The following is a 16,348-nucleotide window of genomic DNA, read 5'->3' on the forward strand; positions in this document are numbered from 1 at the left end:
ATCATACGCTGCCCCAATGCACTGCCGTTCAGGCAAGTTCGACGCGGTTGCGGCCGTTATCCTTGGCCCGGTAGAGCGCATGATCGGCGCGCTGGAGCACGCCTTCGAAGGAATGGTCCTGCTTGCGATAGCAGGCCACGCCCGACGAGATGGTGAATTGCAGACCGCCCGATCCGGTGGGGACCTTGATCTGCTCCACCAGTTTGCGGAATTGCTCGGCGACGATCGCGGCTGCCTGCTCTTTGGTGCCGGGGAGCAAGATGATGAATTCCTCCCCACCGATACGGGCAAAGAAAGCCGAGTCGGTGCCCGCTATAGTGGGGACGAAGCCGTGGGCGGCGCGGGCCAGTTCCTTGAGCGCGACGTCGCCGATGCCGTGGCCATACGTGTCGTTGATCAATTTGAAGCGGTCGATATCGATCAGGATCACGCTCAGGGGGATGCGGCTGGAGCCGTCGGAGCCAATGTAAAGTGCGGCCTCGTACAAGGCCTGCCGGCGATTATACGCGCCGGTCAGCTCGTCGGTGATGGCCAGTTGGCGGAGCGAGGTTTCAGCCCGTTTCTGATCGGTAATGTCCTGGAATAGGACCTGGATCACGGGCGTGCCCGGCCAGGGCAGACGCCCGGTGATCAGCTTGAGCAGGCGCATGGTGTCGTCGGTGCGTTCGACCACCGCTTCCTGCTCGAATGTCCGGTCGGTGACGCCGAAGGACTGGCTGAACTGGGCTGATACATTGGGGATGTCCGAAGGGCGCACGAAATCGAGCAGATGTTGGCCGGTCAACACCTCCTTGGGCGACTGTAGCAGCTTGCAGGCCTCGCGATTGGCAAACAGGATGCCCTGCTCGGTGTGGATCAGCAGGCCCATGGGCATCACGTCGAGCATGACGCCCAGATTTTCGCGCGTATCGACCAATGACTTCTTGGTCAGGTCGGCAGCGGCGAGGGCATCTTGGTCGTCGTCGATAAAGTCAAATTCGTCCATCGAGGCGGGCCTGAATTGTGACATTTGGCCGACAGGGTACGATGCAGGGGTAAACGAGGCGTTCGGCTGGCGATCACTTCTGCGAAGGAACTTAAGCCGCCGGCTGGAGCGACCAGTTCTACCAGGCGGCCGTCGCTTCACCTCTCCCTTGGGGAGAGGCGAATCCCCAGCGCGCCTCACCTCAGAGCCACACTCTTCAGCACCGTCACCGGCGGAAACTGCACCAGCTCCACTGCCGTAAACCGCGCCTGCACTGGCTCTGGCCAGGCTGCATCCGCGATTGCCAGCGCTCGATCGACATCACCGGTTATCTGCAGAGTCACATGCGGCGTCCAAACGGCAGGCCGGTAGTGCTCGCGCACAGCGTCAGTGGGCAACGTCTCGGAGAGACTTCGGTGAAGGTCCCGCAAGGCGTCACCGGCCTCCACGGCCAGCCAGGCAATTGTGGTCCCTTCAAACCGGCGCGCCGGACCGAGGGTCAATTCTATCGACCGCCCGCCAGCCACGCTTGCAAAGGCCATGTCGACCACTTCCCGAGGCGGCTCTTCATCGAGCACCGCCAGCGACAGGTGTGGCGGATAGCCCAACTGCAGCATGTGATCGCCGGCACCTGCGGTCACCAGCGCCTGCCACAAGGATCGAACCGAAGCGTCGGTCCCCTCGTCCAGCAGCAGGCAGAAGGCATAGGCCACAGGCTAGTGGATGCCCGCGCAGAACGCCTGGATCCGCTTCACCGCTTCTTCCAGCTGCGCATTGCCGGCCGCATAGCTCAACCGGAAATGCCCCGGCAGACCAAACGCCGTGCCATGCACCAACGCCACGCCCGTCTCCTCCAGCAGTGCCATGACGAAATCCTCGTCCGTGGCCAGCAACGTCCCGCCGGCACTGGTCTTGCCCAGCAGCCGCTTGCACGACGGGAACACGTAGAACGCGCCTTCGGGCGTCAGGCAATCGAGCCCGGTATTGGCATTGAGCCCGGCCACCACCAGATCGCGCCGATCCTGGAACACCTGGCGCCATTCGGCCAGGAAATCCTGCGGCCCGTTCAGCGCTTCCACCGCCGCCCATTGCGCGATCGAGCTTGGATTGGTGGTCGACTGGCTCTGCAGCTTGAGCATCGCCGCCAGCAGCGGCTTTGGACCCGTGCAATAGCCGATGCGCCAGCCGGTCATGGCATGCGATTTCGACACGCCGTTCATCGTCAGCGTGCGGCCCATCAGCTTGGGCTCGACCTGCGCGATGGTGGCAAACTTGCCGCCGTCATAGACCAGCACTTCATAGATATCGTCGGTAAGAATGTGCACGTGCGGGTGCCGCAACAGCACATCGGCCAGCCCACGTAGCTCGTCCCACGTATAGGCCGCGCCGGTTGGGTTGGACGGGGTATTGAGGATCAACCACTTGGTCGCCGGCGTGATCGCCGCTTCCAGCACCTCGGGCTTGAGCTTGAAGCCCGTCGTATCGTCGGCCACCGCGAAGACCGGCGTGGCGCCCGCCAGCCGCACGATCTCAGGGTAGCTCACCCAATAGGGCACCGGCACCACGACTTCGTCGCCCGGATTGAGCGTCGCCAGCAGCGCGTTGAAAATGATCTGCTTGCCGCCCGAGGCGACGAAGCAGTCGGCCGCCGTCACGTCCATGCCATTGTCGCGCTTGAACTTGGCCGCCACGGCCGCCTTGAGCTCGGGAATACCATCGACATTGGTATAACGCGTCTTGCCTTCGCTCATCGCCTTGATGGCGGCTTCGCGCACATGCAGCGGCGTATCGAAATCGGGCTCGCCGGCCGAAAGCGCGATGATATCGCGCCCTTCCCGTGCCAGGGTGCGCGCCTTGTCGCTGATCGCAATCGTCGCCGACGGCGCTACGCGCTCCAATGCCTCGGACAAGAACCCCATTCGTCACTCTCCCCGGAAATCCGGGCAGACTGATACGGGTTCAGGCGGCGCGGAGCAAGCTCAGGAACGCGGCGGCGCCGTAGATTCGCGCACCACCAACTCCGCTTGCAGCATCTGCCGTCCTTCGACCTGCACGCCACCCAATGCCGCATCCACCGCCCGCCGCGCGATCTCGGCCATCGGCTGCGCAATTGTCGTCAACTTGGGCGTCGCCACCGCCCCTTCCGGCACACCGTCAAACCCGACCACCGATACATCGCCCGGCACCGTCCGCCCGTTGCGGAACAGCCATTCGACGGCATACATGGCGATCTTGTCCGACATAGCCAGAATAGCGGTCGGCGGCTCCTCCGCCGCGAAAATCTCGGCCATGACGGAATAGGTGCCGGCCGCATCCTCGCGCGTGTCGAACACTGGCGCCCGGCCAAGGCCGGCTATCTCCAGAGCCTGCCAATATCCAAAGGCGCGATCGCGTGAAGTCGAATAGATCGTGGCAAGCACCTCGCTTTCGCTGCGGCGCCCCGGACCGCCATCATCCCCGATCATGGTCGAGAGGATGGCAAACCGCTTGTGACCCAGCCCGATCAGATGCTCTGCCGCTACCCTCGCCCCGCCAACATTGTCGACGCCAATCGCGGGAATGGTGCTGTCCGCCGTGCCGATTGCCAGCGCCACATAGGGCAATTGCCGCTGCCGGGTGACCTCCACCAGCTTCTCGCCCCCCTCGACGCAGAGCAGGATAAAGCCATCAACCAGTGCCGACTGGATGTTCCAGGCCAGCCGCTCGTCATTGCGCGCCGACACCAGCGCGACCCCCGCCCCTCGGCTGTCGCAGATATTGGAAATCTCCGACATGAGCTGGCGCGCCCACAGATCCTCGAAGAAGTAACTCAGTGGCTCGATCGCCGCCACGCCAACCGCATTCACCCTGCCCTGCCGCAACAGCCGCCCGGTGATGCTGGGCCCGGCATAGCCCAGCTCTTTGGCCACACCGAGCACATGCTCGCGCACCTCGTCCCGCACCAGCTCAGGCTTGCTGAACACATTGGACGCTGTGCCCTGCGAGACACCCGCCGCCTTGGCTACATCCCGCAGTTTGATGCTGGTGTCAGTCTGCCGCGCCACCACGTCCGCCTTTCCGCGAAAGTCATTTGAACCGATACAATTATTCTAGCATAGTGGTTGGATCGGTTCAAATTTTGCTTGAACCTATCCTTCCGACAAGCTAACATTTGAACCGGTTCAGAGAAACATCGTGTCTCGAATTTGAACCGATTCAAACAGGAGAAATGAAAAATGATCCCCGCCAGCTATTTCTTCAAGGATATCTACAAGCAGTCATGGACGGATGCCGACGAGACCCCCACCGTTCTCGAACACCGCAACCGCTTCCTGGATGGCCTGATGACGCCCATCGCCGGCGCAGTCACCGCAGTCTTGCACCGCCGCGACCGCAACCCGGTCCGCCACTATGGCGTCCAGGCCTATGACTGAACGCGCCAAGGAGGGTGTCGGACTTAAATCCCGACGCCCTCTTCCTTCTTCAACGCCACGCCCAGCACCCGCCAGCCTTCATCCGGCTCGTCGCCGAGCTGATATAGCGCCTCGTAAAGCCCCTGGTCCGGCCCCACGAACTTCACCACCTGCATCACGATCGTCTCGCTGACCTTGTTGAATTCGCCAAAGCTGTGCGAGCGCGAATCGACGATCGGCTGATAGCCCGTAGCGATGATCGCCGCATAGAATGCATCCGGCTGCCCCTCGAACTGGGTGCGGAACCCTTTTGCCGCGAAGGTCAGCGCGGCCGCGCCATCGCCGGAGCGAAACGCCTCGATTTGGCCCGTCACCGTGGCCTGCCACGGCGCCGCATCGTCCTGCGCCGTGGCCGGCAGCAGCAGTGCGATCATCATCGTCAATGCCAGCAATACGCGCATTCTAGCCTCCTCATGCCGTGGCCGGAGCCCGGCGCCGCCACAGTTCTGCCCTCAAATGGTACGCGACCGACCAAATTGGACACAAACTCGAACCGCATTCGGGTGGCTTACTAGGCTCATCCGAAGACAGGAAACGACGTCGGTCCCATGCACAAAACTACGTCCCCCAAGCGGAAAAGTTTCAGGCTCTATGCCATTGTCTCGACGGTTGTGGTGACCGCCGGCTCCATGGCAGCCCTGATTGCCGGCGTCACACCGGCAAGCGCGGCAAGTCTGGCCACCCAGGTCGATACGCAAATTGCGGTCTTCATGGTTCCGCTGACCCTTCTCGTCCTCGCGATTCTTTTCGAAGCCACGCGCATTGCCCTGCGTGGCGCCCTGCCGGCTGAAGCTCCAACCCGCCGGCAAATTCGCAGCTACTGGTCCCCAGGCCAGGGCGAAGGCTGATCTCCATTCTTCCCTGACGACGTCACGAAAGGGTCGGCGCAAGCCGGCCCTTTTCTTTGCGCTTCGACGAACCGCCTATTGCCGCCGCATCCCCGCGGGTCCAGACTTCCAACAAGGAGGACTGAACGATGCTCGTCGATACCATCCTTCAAACCAAGGGCGTACTGGTCCACACCCTGCCCGAAAGCGGCTCGCTCGGCGATGCCGTTGCCCTGCTCAACCGCCACAACATCGGCGCCGTGGTCATTACCGACACCGGCGGCACAATCGTCGGCATCCTGTCCGAACGCGACATCGTCCGCCGTCTCGGCACGGATCCCGCCACCGCACTCGCTTTGCGCATCGGCGATTGCATGACGCGCGGCGTCGTCACCTGCACCCGCCAGACGCCCATCGCCGACGTCATGGAACGCATGACCCGCCACCGCATCCGTCATATGCCCGTCGCCGAGGGCGACCAACTCATCGGCATCGTCTCGATCGGCGACGTGGTCAAACTCAAGATCGAGCAAGCCGAACACGAGGCCGAAGTGCTGCGGGAGTATATCGCGAGTTGAGTGCCACGCCTTCGTGGTTCGAGGCGCTGAAGAAGCGCACCTCACCATGAAGGCTACTCTGACATTGAGCTAAAAGTAGCCCTCATGGTGAGGTGCGAGCTCTTCGCGAGCCTCGAACCATGAGGGCGGGGCACTACTTCAACCGCATCAACCCCGCTGGCGTCGGCTCAAACCCGCATTGGCGATAGAACCCCTCCAGATGCGGTTCGAAATCGACATGCAGCCACTCCGCCCCACGTTGCCGCGCCACCTCGGCTGCCTGCTGGACCATCCTGACCGCTATCCCTTGCCGCTGATGCTCCGGATCGACGCAGGTATCGAGGATGAAGCCATGCTGGCCGCCATCCCACGCGACGTTGACGAAGCCAACCAGCTTGGCGCCCTCCATGGCGCCGACATGCACCAGGCTCCGCTCCAGTTCGCGGCCATAGGACGCAACATCGTCGCCCCAGGCCTTGCGCCGCAGGTCATCGAGTTGCGCCACTACCGGAAATGGATCGACAATCAGTTTAATCATGGCGGTCCACCTTACCAACCTCTCCAACTGTTCATCCACTCGCAAGGTCGTGAAGAGCTGGCGCCCTCTATGGTCACATCCATGCCGGACAAACCGGCCCCATGCAAAGGACTTGACCCATGAAGACGATCACCAAGACCGCCATTGTGGCATTGATGACAGCCGCCGTCGGCTTCACCGCCATTGCCCCCACCTTCGCCCAGGACGCAACGCCCGCTCCGACCCAGGAGCAGGCCTTCCGCCAGGGTGGTCCCGGTTCGCATCTGCGTCAGGACCGCAATGGTCCGGGCCGCGGTGGCTTCCTCGAATTCTTTGGCCCCGGCACCAGCACCGAAGCCATAGAAATCGCCCTGGTTCGCCTGAGCCACGCGATCGAGCTGACCACCGAGCAGCAGGCGCTGTTCGACACGCTCAAGATCGATGCGCTGGCTGCCGCCGAAACCTTCTCCACTGCCGTCGAAGGCCTGCGTCCTACCCCGGTCGAGGGCCAGACGGCCGAGCGTCCGGAATTCTCCGAAATGTTCGAGAACCGTATCGCGCTCGAAACCGCGCACCTGGCCGCGCTCGAAGCCGTGCAGCCGTCGCTGACCGCCTTCTTTGACAGCCTCACCGACGAGCAGAAGGCCGAGCTGCTGCCGCAGCGCCCCAACCGCAATGGCGGCCAGCATCAGGGCCAGATGCACAAGGGCCCGATGGGCACTCCCGCACAGGCTCCCGCGCCAAACAACGGCTAACCGCTTCGGCAGCGCCGCACGACTTCGGCAGCGGCGCTGCCGGCCCTGCGATGCCCCTTCGCCCTCGAAAGCGGCATTGCGCAAACCCCGGCTCTCAACAGCCGGGGTTTGCTTTTTTTGGTCCGTGGTCTACCAATCGGCACCTTACCGACTGGACCATTCCGATGACCACCCTGCCCCTCGACCCGGCCCGCATTCGTGCCGAATTCCCCGCCTTTGCCGAACCGACCCTGCACGGCCAGGCCTTCTTCGAAAATGCCGGCGGATCCTATACTTCGCGCCAGGTGCTGGCCAAGCTCGACCACTACTATCGCGCCACCAAGGTCCAGCCCTACGGCGTCTATCCCGCGTCGCAGGCTGCTGGCGAGGCGATGAACCTCAGCTTCGAGCGCCTGGGCCAGGCCCTCAACGTCACCGCCGACTGGATCCATTTCGGTCCCTCGTCCTCGGCAAATACTTATGTGCTGGGCCATGCTTTTGCCGCTTGGCTCAAGCCCGGCGATGCCGTCATCGTCACCAATCAGGATCACGAGGCCAATGGCGGCGCCTGGCGCCGGCTGGCCAAAATGGGCGCCGAGATTCGTGAGTGGAGGGTCGATCCGCAAACCGGTCGCCTGTCCCTGGCCGATCTCGATGCCTTGCTCGACAGCAAGGTCCGCCTGATCGCCGCTCCGCATTGCTCCAACGTGACCGCAGAGATCAACCCAATCGCCGAGATTGCCGCCCGCGCCAAATCCGTCGGGGCCGTCACCGCCATCGACGGCGTCAGCTACGCCCCGCATGGCCTGCCGGACCTCAAGTCGCTGGGCGCCGACATCTATTTCTTCTCCGCCTACAAGGTCTATGGCCCGCACCAGGGCGTCATGGCCGTGCGCCCGGAGCTGGCAATGTCGCTGCCCAACCAGGGCCACTACTTCAACGACGACAAGCCGCGCTACCGTCTCACTCCAGCCGGCCCCGACCACGCCCAGATCGCGGCCTCCTCCGGCATTGTCGACTATCTCGAAACCGTGGCCGCTATTGCCGGCAACAGCGTCGAAGGCACCGATCCGTTCCGCCGCGCCCATGCCGCCATGCGCGCCCAGGAAATCGCGCTCGCCACGCCGCTGCTCGACTATCTGCGCAAGAAGAACGCTATTCGCATCATTGGCCCCGACGATCCGGTCACCCGCGCGCCCACCATCGCCCTGGGCCTGTCCGAACCCGGCGCGGCTGTTGCCACGCGCCTTGCCAAACACGGCATCATGGCCAGCGGCGGCCACTTCTACGCCTACCGCCTGCTCGAAGCCGTCGGCATCGCGCCCAGCCACGGGGTATTGCGACTGTCGTTCACGCATTACACCAGCCCGGAAGAGATCGACCAGCTGATCGCAGCGCTGGACGACGAACTGCCCTGATACCGCCGCATCCACCGCGCCCACCCTCCCCCTTGAGGGGAGGGAAGCGAGATAGGACTTAGCGTTTGCTAAGTCCGTTGAATCGAGCAGGGAGGGGGTATGTCTCCACGAGTCCAGCGCGTGGGATACCCCCTCCCTTGATCCCTCCCCACAAGGGGGAGGGTGTCGACTGCTAGCTCAACTCAAACTCTACCAACCCGCCGAGAGCCTATGTCCCGCCCAATCGCCGCCCTGCTGCTCCTCATCTGCACCATGCTCTGGGGCTTTGCCTTCATCGCGCAGAAATCGGCCATGGAGACCATGGGGCCGCTGACCTTTTCCGGCGTGCGCTACCTGCTCGGAGGTCTGCTGGTTCTGCCGCTGGCGCTGTGGGAAAAGCGCCGCCGGCCCGAACCGCTCAAGAGTGACAACTGGTCCCTCATCATCGCCGTCAGCGCCGTCTTCTTCATCGGCTCATGGCTGCAACAGGCGGGTCTGGCATCAACCACCGCAACCAATGCCGGTTTCCTCACCGGGCTCTACGTCTTCTTCGTGCCGCTGCTCGGCTATCTGCTGTTCCGTACCCGCCCGCATCCGATCATCTTCGTCTGCGTGCCGCTGGCGCTGATCGGTATCTATTTCCTCAATGGCGGCGGATTCCACAGCTTCAACGGCGGTGATGGCCTGATCGTCATCAGCGCCGTGTTCTGGGCCATGCATGTCATCCTGCTCGGCCGCACCGCACAGGCCACCGGCCTGCCCATCTTCGTATCGGCAGTGAGTTTCCTGCTGGCCGGCGCCGTCGCCCTGGGGCTGGCGTTCATCATCGAGCAGCCAAGCCTCGACGGGATTCGAGCCGGCTGGGTGCAGATCGCCTATGCCGGCATCCTGTCGACCGCCGTCGCCTTCACCTTCCAGGCCATCGGCCAGCAATATGTGCCGCCGGCCAATGCCGCGATCATCCTCTCAGCCGAAAGCCTGTTCGCAGCGCTGGGCGGTGCCTTCCTGCTGGCCGAGCGCCTGCCCCCGATCGGCTATGCCGGCGCCGCGCTGATCTTTGCCGCGATCGTGGCCGTAGAGACCCTGCCCCCGCTCTGGCAAAAGCGGCAGGCCCATCCGCCGCGAACGACGAACTGACCTGCCACACCCTCGTGGTTCGAGGCGCTGAAGAAGCGCACCTCACCATGAGGGCTACTTAGAAATATTTGAGCTAACAGTAGCCCTCATGGTGAGGTGCGAGTTCTTGCGAGCCTCGAACCACGAGGGCGTGGCACGATGACGCCTAACCGCCGATACGGTACATCTGGTAGGTCTTGCAGATCACCATGAAGGCGCAGCCTTCGAGCGAGATCGAATTGTCGCTGTTCTGGGTGATCGTGCCGGCCGCGCTCTGCCCATAAATATGCAGGTCGCCTTTCCACTGATTGGGGCTGATCTGCGGGGCATGGTCGATCATCAGCGTATTGAGATAGGGCAGGTTTTCCGGCGAATCCGCGCCGTTGCCCAGCCAGATCAGCGTGCCGCATAGCTGCGTACCATCGCCGCACAGCTCGACTCGATAGCGCGAGTCACCCATCTCGATCTCCCAGGTGCCCTCCGGAGAGGCGAAGCTCTGCGCCGCCGCAGGCATGGAAAGCATGGCCAGAAGGCCAACGGCTAGAGCCTGTGTCTTGAAAGTCATTGGGCCACCCGGAACATCTGATAGGTCTTGCAGGCCACGATAAAGGCGCAGGCCGTCAGGCTCATCTGGTCCTCGCTGCGCTGGGTGATCGTGCCGGTCACGTCATGACCCAGCAGCCGCATGGCGCCTTTCCAACGATTTGGTCCGGTCTGCGGTACGCCATTGGTCACCGGCGTATTAAGATAAGGCAGATACTGGTCGTTGTAGTCGGCATCCGAAAGCCAGACCAGCGTGCCACAAAGCTTCGTCCCGTCGCCACACAGCTGGAGCTGCAAACGGGTATCCCTGGTATCGAGTTCCCAGACCCCCTCTGGCGACGCCTGCGCCGCCCCGACCCCGCCAACGAGCATCCCCAACGCCATCACGATGCCCAAAGATTTCCGCATGGATCGACCTCCTGAAACGACAGACTAGCCGGCTAGCATCGCGCCGTCTGCCTGAATGGCGGCTGAACGCGCGCGTCACCGCATTGTCATCCGGCCTGGCTATGGTCGGTCTGTCCGGGCCATCCCCATGCACCCGGATCTGCCGCGCCCCACGTCCCCCACGTCGCGCCCGGCCATCTGAAGAGCCCGGCCGCCAACCCCGGCTCTTCCCGCCGATCCAGTCGGCATTCAGGCCGCCCTCCGAGGCGGCCTCTTTTTTTGTGGACCGCCACTCTTTGCGCTCGCAAGCCCGCGGCTGCTCCGGCACAACGGGCGGGTCATGGCCAAGCTCTACTTTTCCTACGCAGCAATGAATGCCGGCAAGTCCACCTTGCTGCTGCAGGCTGCCTACAATTACCGCGAGCGCGGCATGCGGCCGCTGCTCTACACATCGGCCCTCTATGCTGAAAACGGCATCGGCCTGATCTCGTCCCGCATCGGCATCTCCGAGCCGGCCGCCCTTTATTCGTCCGAGGACGACCTGTTTCAGTCCGTCCGCGACGAGCTCGATGCCGGCAAGGTCGACTGCGTCTTCGTCGATGAGGCCCAATTCCTCACCCCCGACCAGGTCTGGCAGCTCGCCCGCGTCAGCGACCGCCTCAAGATTCCGGTGATGTGCTTCGGCCTCCGCACCGATTTCCTCGGCAAGCTTTTCCCCGGCTCATCCGAATTGCTGGCTGTCGCAGACACGCTGCGCGAGATACGCACAATCTGCGAATGCGGTGCCAAGGCCACCATGGTGGTGCGTCAGAATGCTGATGGCCGGGTGCTGACCGATGGCGAGCAGGTATCGATCGAGAAGTCGGTCTATATCTCGCTATGCCGCAAGCATTGGGAAGAAGCGGTCGGCCGCTGGCCGGTGAAAGGACCATCGATATGACACCCTCCACCGACGAACCGGTAGGTTCGCTCACCATCCGCACCCTGGCCATGCCGGCCGATACCAACCCTGCCGGCGACATTTTCGGCGGCTGGGTCATGAGCCAGATGGATATTGCCGGCGCCATCGCCGCCGTCGAACGCACCAAGGGCCGCGTGGTCACCGTTGCCGTCGAGGCCATGACCTTCATCGCCCCGGTCAAAGTGGGCGACATTCTCTGCGTCTATACGACCATCGAAAAGGTCGGCAACACCTCGATAACTGTCGGTATCGAGGCCTGGGCGCGCCGCAATCGCCTGTCCGACCGCGTCAAGGTCACCGACGGCCGCTTCGTCTACGTTTCGCTTGGCGAAGACGGCCGCAAGCGCCCGATCGACCCCTGAGCCTGCCACAGCGAACCTGAACGATTTCGTTCAGACAGCGTTCAGTTGCCGTATGATCAAACCATGGCAACCGGCAGAAGTGTTGCCGGCGCTTGGAGTTTTTCCCATGAAGTCATTCCGCCTCGGCCTCATCACCATATTGACCGCCTTGATCGTCACCACTGTGGGTGCCTATGCAGCCAGGGGGCAGGTCACAACCACCACGCCGCTTTATGCAGGGCCTGACGCGACGCAGGTCATCGGACAGATGGATGCTGGTGTGGCCATCGAGGTTGGTGAGTGCGCAGCCGGCTATTGCCGCGTGCAGGGTCAGCGCGGGCCGTCCGGCTGGATTGCATCAGGCACGTTTGTCATCATCGATCAGCCTCAGCCGCAGCCTCAGCCTCAGCCGCAGCCTCAGCCGCAGCCACAACCTCAGCCGGTCCCCCTGCCGGGCCCGATCTTCCCCTGGCCGCAGCCGCAGCCCCAGCCGCAACCCCTTCCGCAGCCTCAGCCGCCCGTCTTCGAAGAGGCCGGCGCATGCTTCTACAGCGAGCGCAATTACGGTGGTTCGAGCTTCTGCCTCGAAGAAGGCGACTCCTACAACCGCCTGCGCAACTGGGACAATCGTATCCGTTCAGTCGAAGTCTTCGGGGGCGCCTATGTCGACCTTTGCGCGGACCGCAACCTGGACGGCGCCTGCGTCACGCTGACGTCCAACACGCGTCGCCTGCCGACCCAGCTTGATCGCAAGGCTTCGTCGCTGGAGGTCTACTGACCAATCGGTGGCTAACCCACCGCTTTGATTCGACTTTTTGGGCGTGGGCGGAACTCTTTTCTTTCCGCCCACGTTTCTTACAACAAATAACAGCGTGCCGTCCGCCAAGCGTCGTCCTGATTCCCGGGACCGGACGGAACGCAACAGAGGAGCGCCTATATGAACCGCCATACCCGCAAAATGCTGCTCAACATCGCCACCGGCGTCGCCGTTGCCGCGACCGCGGTGGTCGTCTTCCTGCCGGCCGCCTATGCCGCGCCCGGCGTGGTGACCAGCAACGTCAACGTGCGCTCCGGCCCGGGTACCAACTATGCTGTGGTCGACACCGTGCGCCGCAACCAGCAGGTCGATGTGCAACAGTGCCAGGGTTCCTGGTGCTACATTTCCAAGCCCGGCCCGGATGGCTGGGTCTCAGCCCAGTTTCTCGCGGCCTCTGGTGGCGCTCCGGTCAATCCGAGCCAGCCCGGCATCTCGTTCGGTTTCAACATCGGCCCCAATGGTCCTTCGGTGAATATCGGTGTCGGCAACCAGAACCCACCGCCACCGCCGCCGGTTGTTGTCGAGCCGACCTATGGTGAAGTCTGCTTCTATGATCGCACTCGCTTCCGCGGGGAGAGCTTCTGCCTCGAAGCCGGCGATCGCACCCGCAACCTGGGCGATTGGGCCGACCGCATCTCGTCCATTGAGAATCCGGATGGCCTGCAGGTCCAGGTCTGCTCGGAAAGCAACTACCGCGATTGCCGCACCTACACCACCAGTGCCAGTTCGCTGGGCGACTTCGATGACTACATCGTTTCGGTCCGCGTCCAGTAAGTCGGCCTAGCGCCAAACAAAAAGGGGCGTCCGCTGTTGCGGGCGCCCTTTCGTTTGTACCTTGGAGCCGCGGCGCAAGCAGGCTAGTGTGCGCCAAATCTCTCAAGCTTCTGGATGTCGCATGCGTCGCACCCGTCCTCTGCTCGCTCTCTTGCTGACCCTCGTCACCTTCGCAGCCTCAGCGCCCGCTGCCGTGGCCTTCTCAGAAAATGGCAGTCACGGCTGGAGCACGGGCGAGTTGACCCTGCTCAGCGGCCCGGGCGCCGCCTACGACTTTGTCGGCAATATCGAGGCCGACGTAGCCATCAAGGTGCTGCGTTGCCAGCGCCTGTGGTGCCTGGTCGATCAGGGCTCCAACCGCGGCTGGACCAGCAAGGATCGCATCGCCTTCGGTCGAACCTCCACCGATTGGCCCGGCGGCATCAATCCCGACTACGCCTCGGGTGGACCCGGCACTGTCTGCCTGTTCGAGGGCACGCATTATACCGGCGCTTCAATCTGTGCCGGCCCGGGCCGCGTCTTCCAGGATCTGGCTTTGCTCAACCTCGACAACCGCTTCTCGTCCGTACAGGTCACCGGCAATGTCTCGGCTGCCGCCTGTCGCGACCGCTTCTTCCAGAGCTATTGCGAGCGCATCATCGAGTCCCAGCCCGTGCTGGACGAGTATCTGCACAACGCCCTGTCATCGCTGCGCGTCTACTGATCTGCGATGGCGGGTTCCGCCGCGGCCCCCGCGATTGGCAATCGCCTGATTGGACTGGGGCAGCGTTGGCTGTCCATCGCCATGCTGGGCGCCATCGGCATGTATGGCTCGGAAATGCTGTTTTGGTCGGCGCCCCCGAGCCCGGTGCTGGCAGGCGAGTTGGCCCAGACTTGGCTTGCCTATGCGCTGGTCAGCGCCGCCGCACTGATGGCCATGGCGGCAACCGGCGCCCGTGGCTGGCTGGCGGTATTTCTCGCCGGCTGCATCTACGGCTGGCTGATCGAAGGCGTGGTGGTCCAGACCGTCTACGACGTCTTCCCCTATACGCTCGTTTTCACCGGCATGTCGTGGCATGCGCTGCTCACCGTCCTGCTTGTCGGCCTGGGCGTGCGCAGCAGTGTCAACTGGAGCTTGCCACGCCAACTGCTCTTCCTGCTCGGCCTTGGCCTTTTCTTCGGTCTCTGGGCCCAATACTGGCCGATCGAGCGGCCGGATCTGCCACAACCCATGACGGTAGCGCTCTATCTGATTGGCCTGGGCCTGTGCGTGCCGCTCGCCAACCTGCTGCTCGACGCACAGCCATCGCGGCTTGTCTTCACCAGGTGGGAAATCATCTCCGTCGGCGGGTTGTTTTCAGCTCTATGGGTGTTGCAGCTGCTCGACGCTCCGGACTGGCGGCGGCTGTCGGTCCCGCTGCTCGTCGTTGTAACGTTGTGGCTGCTGCGCCGGCGACGCAATTCCCGCGACATCGACCTGGGCACCACGCCGATGTCGGCGCGCTGGCGCCATTGGCTCTTCCTGCTTGTCCCGGTACTTACCGCAATGCTGGCTTCGCTCGGTTGGAGCACTCTTGGTGGTGTCGAGACCAATTGGCCGATTGCCATTGCTACCAGCCTGCTGGCCCTCGGCCTTTTCGGCACCGCTTGCGTCACGGGTGTCGCTGCCAAACGCTGACTTGTTCATATTAGCGGCCCGTCAGGCCTGCGCGGACGGGGCTGTTCACTTTCATGTCCTAAATGCGGCATTCACAGCAGGTTCAGCCGCAATACTGTCTATTTGGCCTCAGAACAGGGGAGCACACGCTCACTGAAAAATACAACTGAGGGTTTATAGAAATGACCATCAAGACCATCGTTCTTGCTTCCGCAAGCGCCGCCATCGTCCTTCTGTCCACCGCCGCCGCCTTCGCCCAGCCGGGCGTGGCCACCGGTGCCGTCAACGTCCGTACCGGTCCCGGCACGGGTTATGCCAAGGTTGGCGCACTCAGCGCCGGCGAATATGTCGACGTCAAACAGTGTCAGGGTTCCTGGTGCTTCGTCGATCGCAATTCGGGCACCGACGGTTGGGTTTCCGCCAACTATCTGCAGCCCGCCAACGCCCAGCCGCAGCCACAGCCCCCAGCCAACGACGACATCCCGTTCAACTTCGGCGTCACCGTCGGACCTGGCGGCCCATCCATCTCCTTCGGCATCGGCAACGGCCCGCTGCCGGCCCCTATCCCGGTTGCTGCCGAAGTCTGCTTCTTCAAGGGCAACAACTTCTCTGGCGCCCAGTATTGCGTGTCGCCCGGCGACAGCGATCCGAGCCTGCCCGGCGGTTGGGATAACTCGATCTCCTCGATCACCGTCGATGGCGGCGCTCAGGTCACCGTCTGCAAGAACACCTGGTATGGCGGGTCCTGCACCACGATCTCGAACGACAAGTCCTCGCTCGGTTCGTACAACAACGCCATCTCGAGCTTCCAGGCTTTCTGATCTGGCCTCGGCACCAAATGAAAACGCCGCGCCTCGGGGCGGCGTTTTTCATTGTCCGGACAAAGCAAAGGCCGCCGTGTTTTCAACATCACGGCGGCCTTTGAGCGCTCAGCCACCCTTGCGGATGGCCGTGCGCCAGACTGTTCAGAAACTAGAGCAGGGTCAGGTTCGTGGCCGAAACCTTGCCGTCACGGCCGGTTTCGAGCTCGTAGGTCACCTTGTCGTTCTCATACAGGCCCTGCAGGCCCGAACGCTGAACGGCGGAGATGTGAACGAATGCGTCCTTGCCACCATCTTCGGGGGAAATGAAGCCGAAGCCCTTGGTGGTGTTGAAGAACTTAACGGTGCCAGTGATGGTCGCCATGGTTTGTATCCTGATAGTAGGCTCGTGTCGCATGCGGACGAGCAGTTACCCGGTGGCAACATGCCGGCCGGAAAGCACGTTTGCACGAGAGAGCAGGAGCCAATACCGGCGAACCGGCATCAGGCAGCCGACTTAGGCTG

The 16,348-nt window shown here is 63.0% G+C and carries 22 protein-coding genes; 13 read left to right on the forward strand and 9 right to left on the reverse strand.

All coding sequences use genetic code 11. From position 1 onward, the window contains the following. Positions 1-28: 28 nt before the first annotated feature. From IM737_RS05960 to IM737_RS05975, 4 genes are all read right to left on the reverse strand, one after another. A complete protein-coding gene (locus tag IM737_RS05960; RefSeq protein WP_236899004.1) occupies positions 29-985 on the reverse strand; it encodes a sensor domain-containing diguanylate cyclase in 957 nt (318 codons plus the stop codon). 176 nt (positions 986-1,161) lie between these two features. Beyond that, complete coding sequence (locus IM737_RS05965) at positions 1,162-1,677, reverse strand: 2'-5' RNA ligase family protein (RefSeq protein ID WP_236899005.1); 516 nt, start codon at positions 1,675-1,677, stop codon at positions 1,162-1,164. Between the two features lie 3 nt (positions 1,678-1,680). Beyond that, positions 1,681-2,883 (reverse strand): pyridoxal phosphate-dependent aminotransferase, encoded by a 1,203-nt coding sequence (locus tag IM737_RS05970; protein ID WP_236899006.1) that lies wholly within the window; start codon positions 2,881-2,883, stop codon positions 1,681-1,683. Between the two features lie 60 nt (positions 2,884-2,943). Further along, a complete protein-coding gene (locus IM737_RS05975; protein ID WP_236899007.1) occupies positions 2,944-4,008 on the reverse strand; it encodes a LacI family DNA-binding transcriptional regulator in 1,065 nt (354 codons plus the stop codon). A 171-nt stretch (positions 4,009-4,179) separates the two neighbouring features. On the opposite strand from IM737_RS05975, the gene IM737_RS05980 reads away from it, so the two are divergent. Then, positions 4,180-4,377 (forward strand): hypothetical protein, encoded by a 198-nt coding sequence (locus tag IM737_RS05980; protein WP_236899008.1) that lies wholly within the window; start codon positions 4,180-4,182, stop codon positions 4,375-4,377. 23 nt (positions 4,378-4,400) lie between these two features. Here IM737_RS05980 and IM737_RS05985 read toward each other — a convergent pair whose 3' ends face one another. Next, entirely contained in the window at positions 4,401-4,817 is a 417-nt protein-coding gene (locus IM737_RS05985) for a DUF4864 domain-containing protein (RefSeq protein ID WP_236899009.1), read from the reverse strand. A 147-nt stretch (positions 4,818-4,964) separates the two neighbouring features. Here IM737_RS05985 and IM737_RS05990 point away from each other — a divergent pair, with 147 nt between their 5' ends. Both IM737_RS05990 and IM737_RS05995 read left to right on the forward strand, forming a co-directional pair. Next, a complete protein-coding gene (locus tag IM737_RS05990; RefSeq protein ID WP_236899010.1) occupies positions 4,965-5,264 on the forward strand; it encodes a hypothetical protein in 300 nt (99 codons plus the stop codon). A gap of 128 nt (positions 5,265-5,392) precedes the next feature. After that, entirely contained in the window at positions 5,393-5,821 is a 429-nt protein-coding gene (locus IM737_RS05995) for a CBS domain-containing protein (protein ID WP_236899011.1), read from the forward strand. A 133-nt stretch (positions 5,822-5,954) separates the two neighbouring features. Here IM737_RS05995 and IM737_RS06000 read toward each other — a convergent pair whose 3' ends face one another. Then, positions 5,955-6,338, reverse strand: a complete 384-nt coding sequence (locus tag IM737_RS06000; protein WP_236899012.1) for a GNAT family N-acetyltransferase — start codon at positions 6,336-6,338, stop codon at positions 5,955-5,957. Between the two features lie 119 nt (positions 6,339-6,457). Between IM737_RS06000 and IM737_RS06005 the strand changes: the two genes are divergently transcribed. From IM737_RS06005 to IM737_RS06015, 3 genes are all read left to right on the forward strand, one after another. After that, positions 6,458-7,072, forward strand: a complete 615-nt coding sequence (locus IM737_RS06005) for a Spy/CpxP family protein refolding chaperone (protein WP_236899013.1) — start codon at positions 6,458-6,460, stop codon at positions 7,070-7,072. 164 nt (positions 7,073-7,236) lie between these two features. Next, a complete protein-coding gene (locus IM737_RS06010) occupies positions 7,237-8,469 on the forward strand; it encodes an aminotransferase class V-fold PLP-dependent enzyme (protein WP_236899014.1) in 1,233 nt (410 codons plus the stop codon). A 210-nt stretch (positions 8,470-8,679) separates the two neighbouring features. Beyond that, a complete protein-coding gene (locus IM737_RS06015; protein WP_236899015.1) occupies positions 8,680-9,585 on the forward strand; it encodes a DMT family transporter in 906 nt (301 codons plus the stop codon). Between the two features lie 145 nt (positions 9,586-9,730). Here the strand turns inward: IM737_RS06015 and IM737_RS06020 are convergent, their stop codons facing one another. Continuing rightward, positions 9,731-10,129 (reverse strand): DUF2147 domain-containing protein, encoded by a 399-nt coding sequence (locus IM737_RS06020; protein WP_236899016.1) that lies wholly within the window; start codon positions 10,127-10,129, stop codon positions 9,731-9,733. Beyond that, the gene (locus tag IM737_RS06025; protein WP_236899017.1) at positions 10,126-10,515 is read right to left on the reverse strand and encodes a hypothetical protein; all 390 of its coding nucleotides are present in this window, start codon (positions 10,513-10,515) and stop codon (positions 10,126-10,128) included. The genes IM737_RS06020 and IM737_RS06025 overlap by 4 nt, the downstream gene beginning before the upstream one ends. Before the next feature lie 319 nt (positions 10,516-10,834). Here IM737_RS06025 and IM737_RS06030 point away from each other — a divergent pair, with 319 nt between their 5' ends. The 7 genes from IM737_RS06030 to IM737_RS06060 all read left to right on the forward strand — a co-directional run bounded on the left by IM737_RS06030 (position 10,835) and on the right by IM737_RS06060 (position 15,844). After that, positions 10,835-11,434: a thymidine kinase gene (locus tag IM737_RS06030; protein ID WP_236899018.1), complete on the forward strand. Its 600-nt coding sequence runs from the start codon at positions 10,835-10,837 to the stop codon at positions 11,432-11,434. Then, entirely contained in the window at positions 11,431-11,817 is a 387-nt protein-coding gene (locus tag IM737_RS06035) for an acyl-CoA thioesterase (RefSeq protein WP_236899019.1), read from the forward strand. The genes IM737_RS06030 and IM737_RS06035 overlap by 4 nt, the downstream gene beginning before the upstream one ends. Positions 11,818-11,923: 106 nt before the next feature. Beyond that, entirely contained in the window at positions 11,924-12,574 is a 651-nt protein-coding gene (locus tag IM737_RS06040; RefSeq protein ID WP_236899020.1) for a peptidase inhibitor family I36 protein, read from the forward strand. A gap of 159 nt (positions 12,575-12,733) precedes the next feature. Then, a complete protein-coding gene (locus IM737_RS06045) occupies positions 12,734-13,387 on the forward strand; it encodes an SH3 domain-containing protein (protein WP_236899021.1) in 654 nt (217 codons plus the stop codon). Between the two features lie 121 nt (positions 13,388-13,508). Next, positions 13,509-14,090 carry a peptidase inhibitor family I36 protein gene (locus tag IM737_RS06050; RefSeq protein ID WP_236899022.1) on the forward strand — a complete coding sequence of 194 codons (582 nt, stop codon included), beginning with the start codon at positions 13,509-13,511 and terminating at the stop codon, positions 14,088-14,090. 6 nt (positions 14,091-14,096) lie between these two features. Then, positions 14,097-15,044, forward strand: coding sequence for a hypothetical protein (locus tag IM737_RS06055; protein WP_236899023.1), 948 nt, complete (start codon positions 14,097-14,099; stop codon positions 15,042-15,044). Between the two features lie 161 nt (positions 15,045-15,205). Next, positions 15,206-15,844 carry an SH3 domain-containing protein gene (locus IM737_RS06060; RefSeq protein ID WP_236899024.1) on the forward strand — a complete coding sequence of 213 codons (639 nt, stop codon included), beginning with the start codon at positions 15,206-15,208 and terminating at the stop codon, positions 15,842-15,844. A 151-nt stretch (positions 15,845-15,995) separates the two neighbouring features. Here IM737_RS06060 and IM737_RS06065 read toward each other — a convergent pair whose 3' ends face one another. Continuing rightward, positions 15,996-16,208: a cold-shock protein gene (locus IM737_RS06065; protein WP_236899025.1), complete on the reverse strand. Its 213-nt coding sequence runs from the start codon at positions 16,206-16,208 to the stop codon at positions 15,996-15,998. Between the last annotated feature and the right edge of the window lie 140 nt (positions 16,209-16,348).

Origin of the sequence: Devosia sp. SL43, from assembly GCF_021729885.1 — a bacterium.
Taxonomy (GTDB): Bacteria; Pseudomonadota; Alphaproteobacteria; order Rhizobiales; family Devosiaceae; genus Devosia.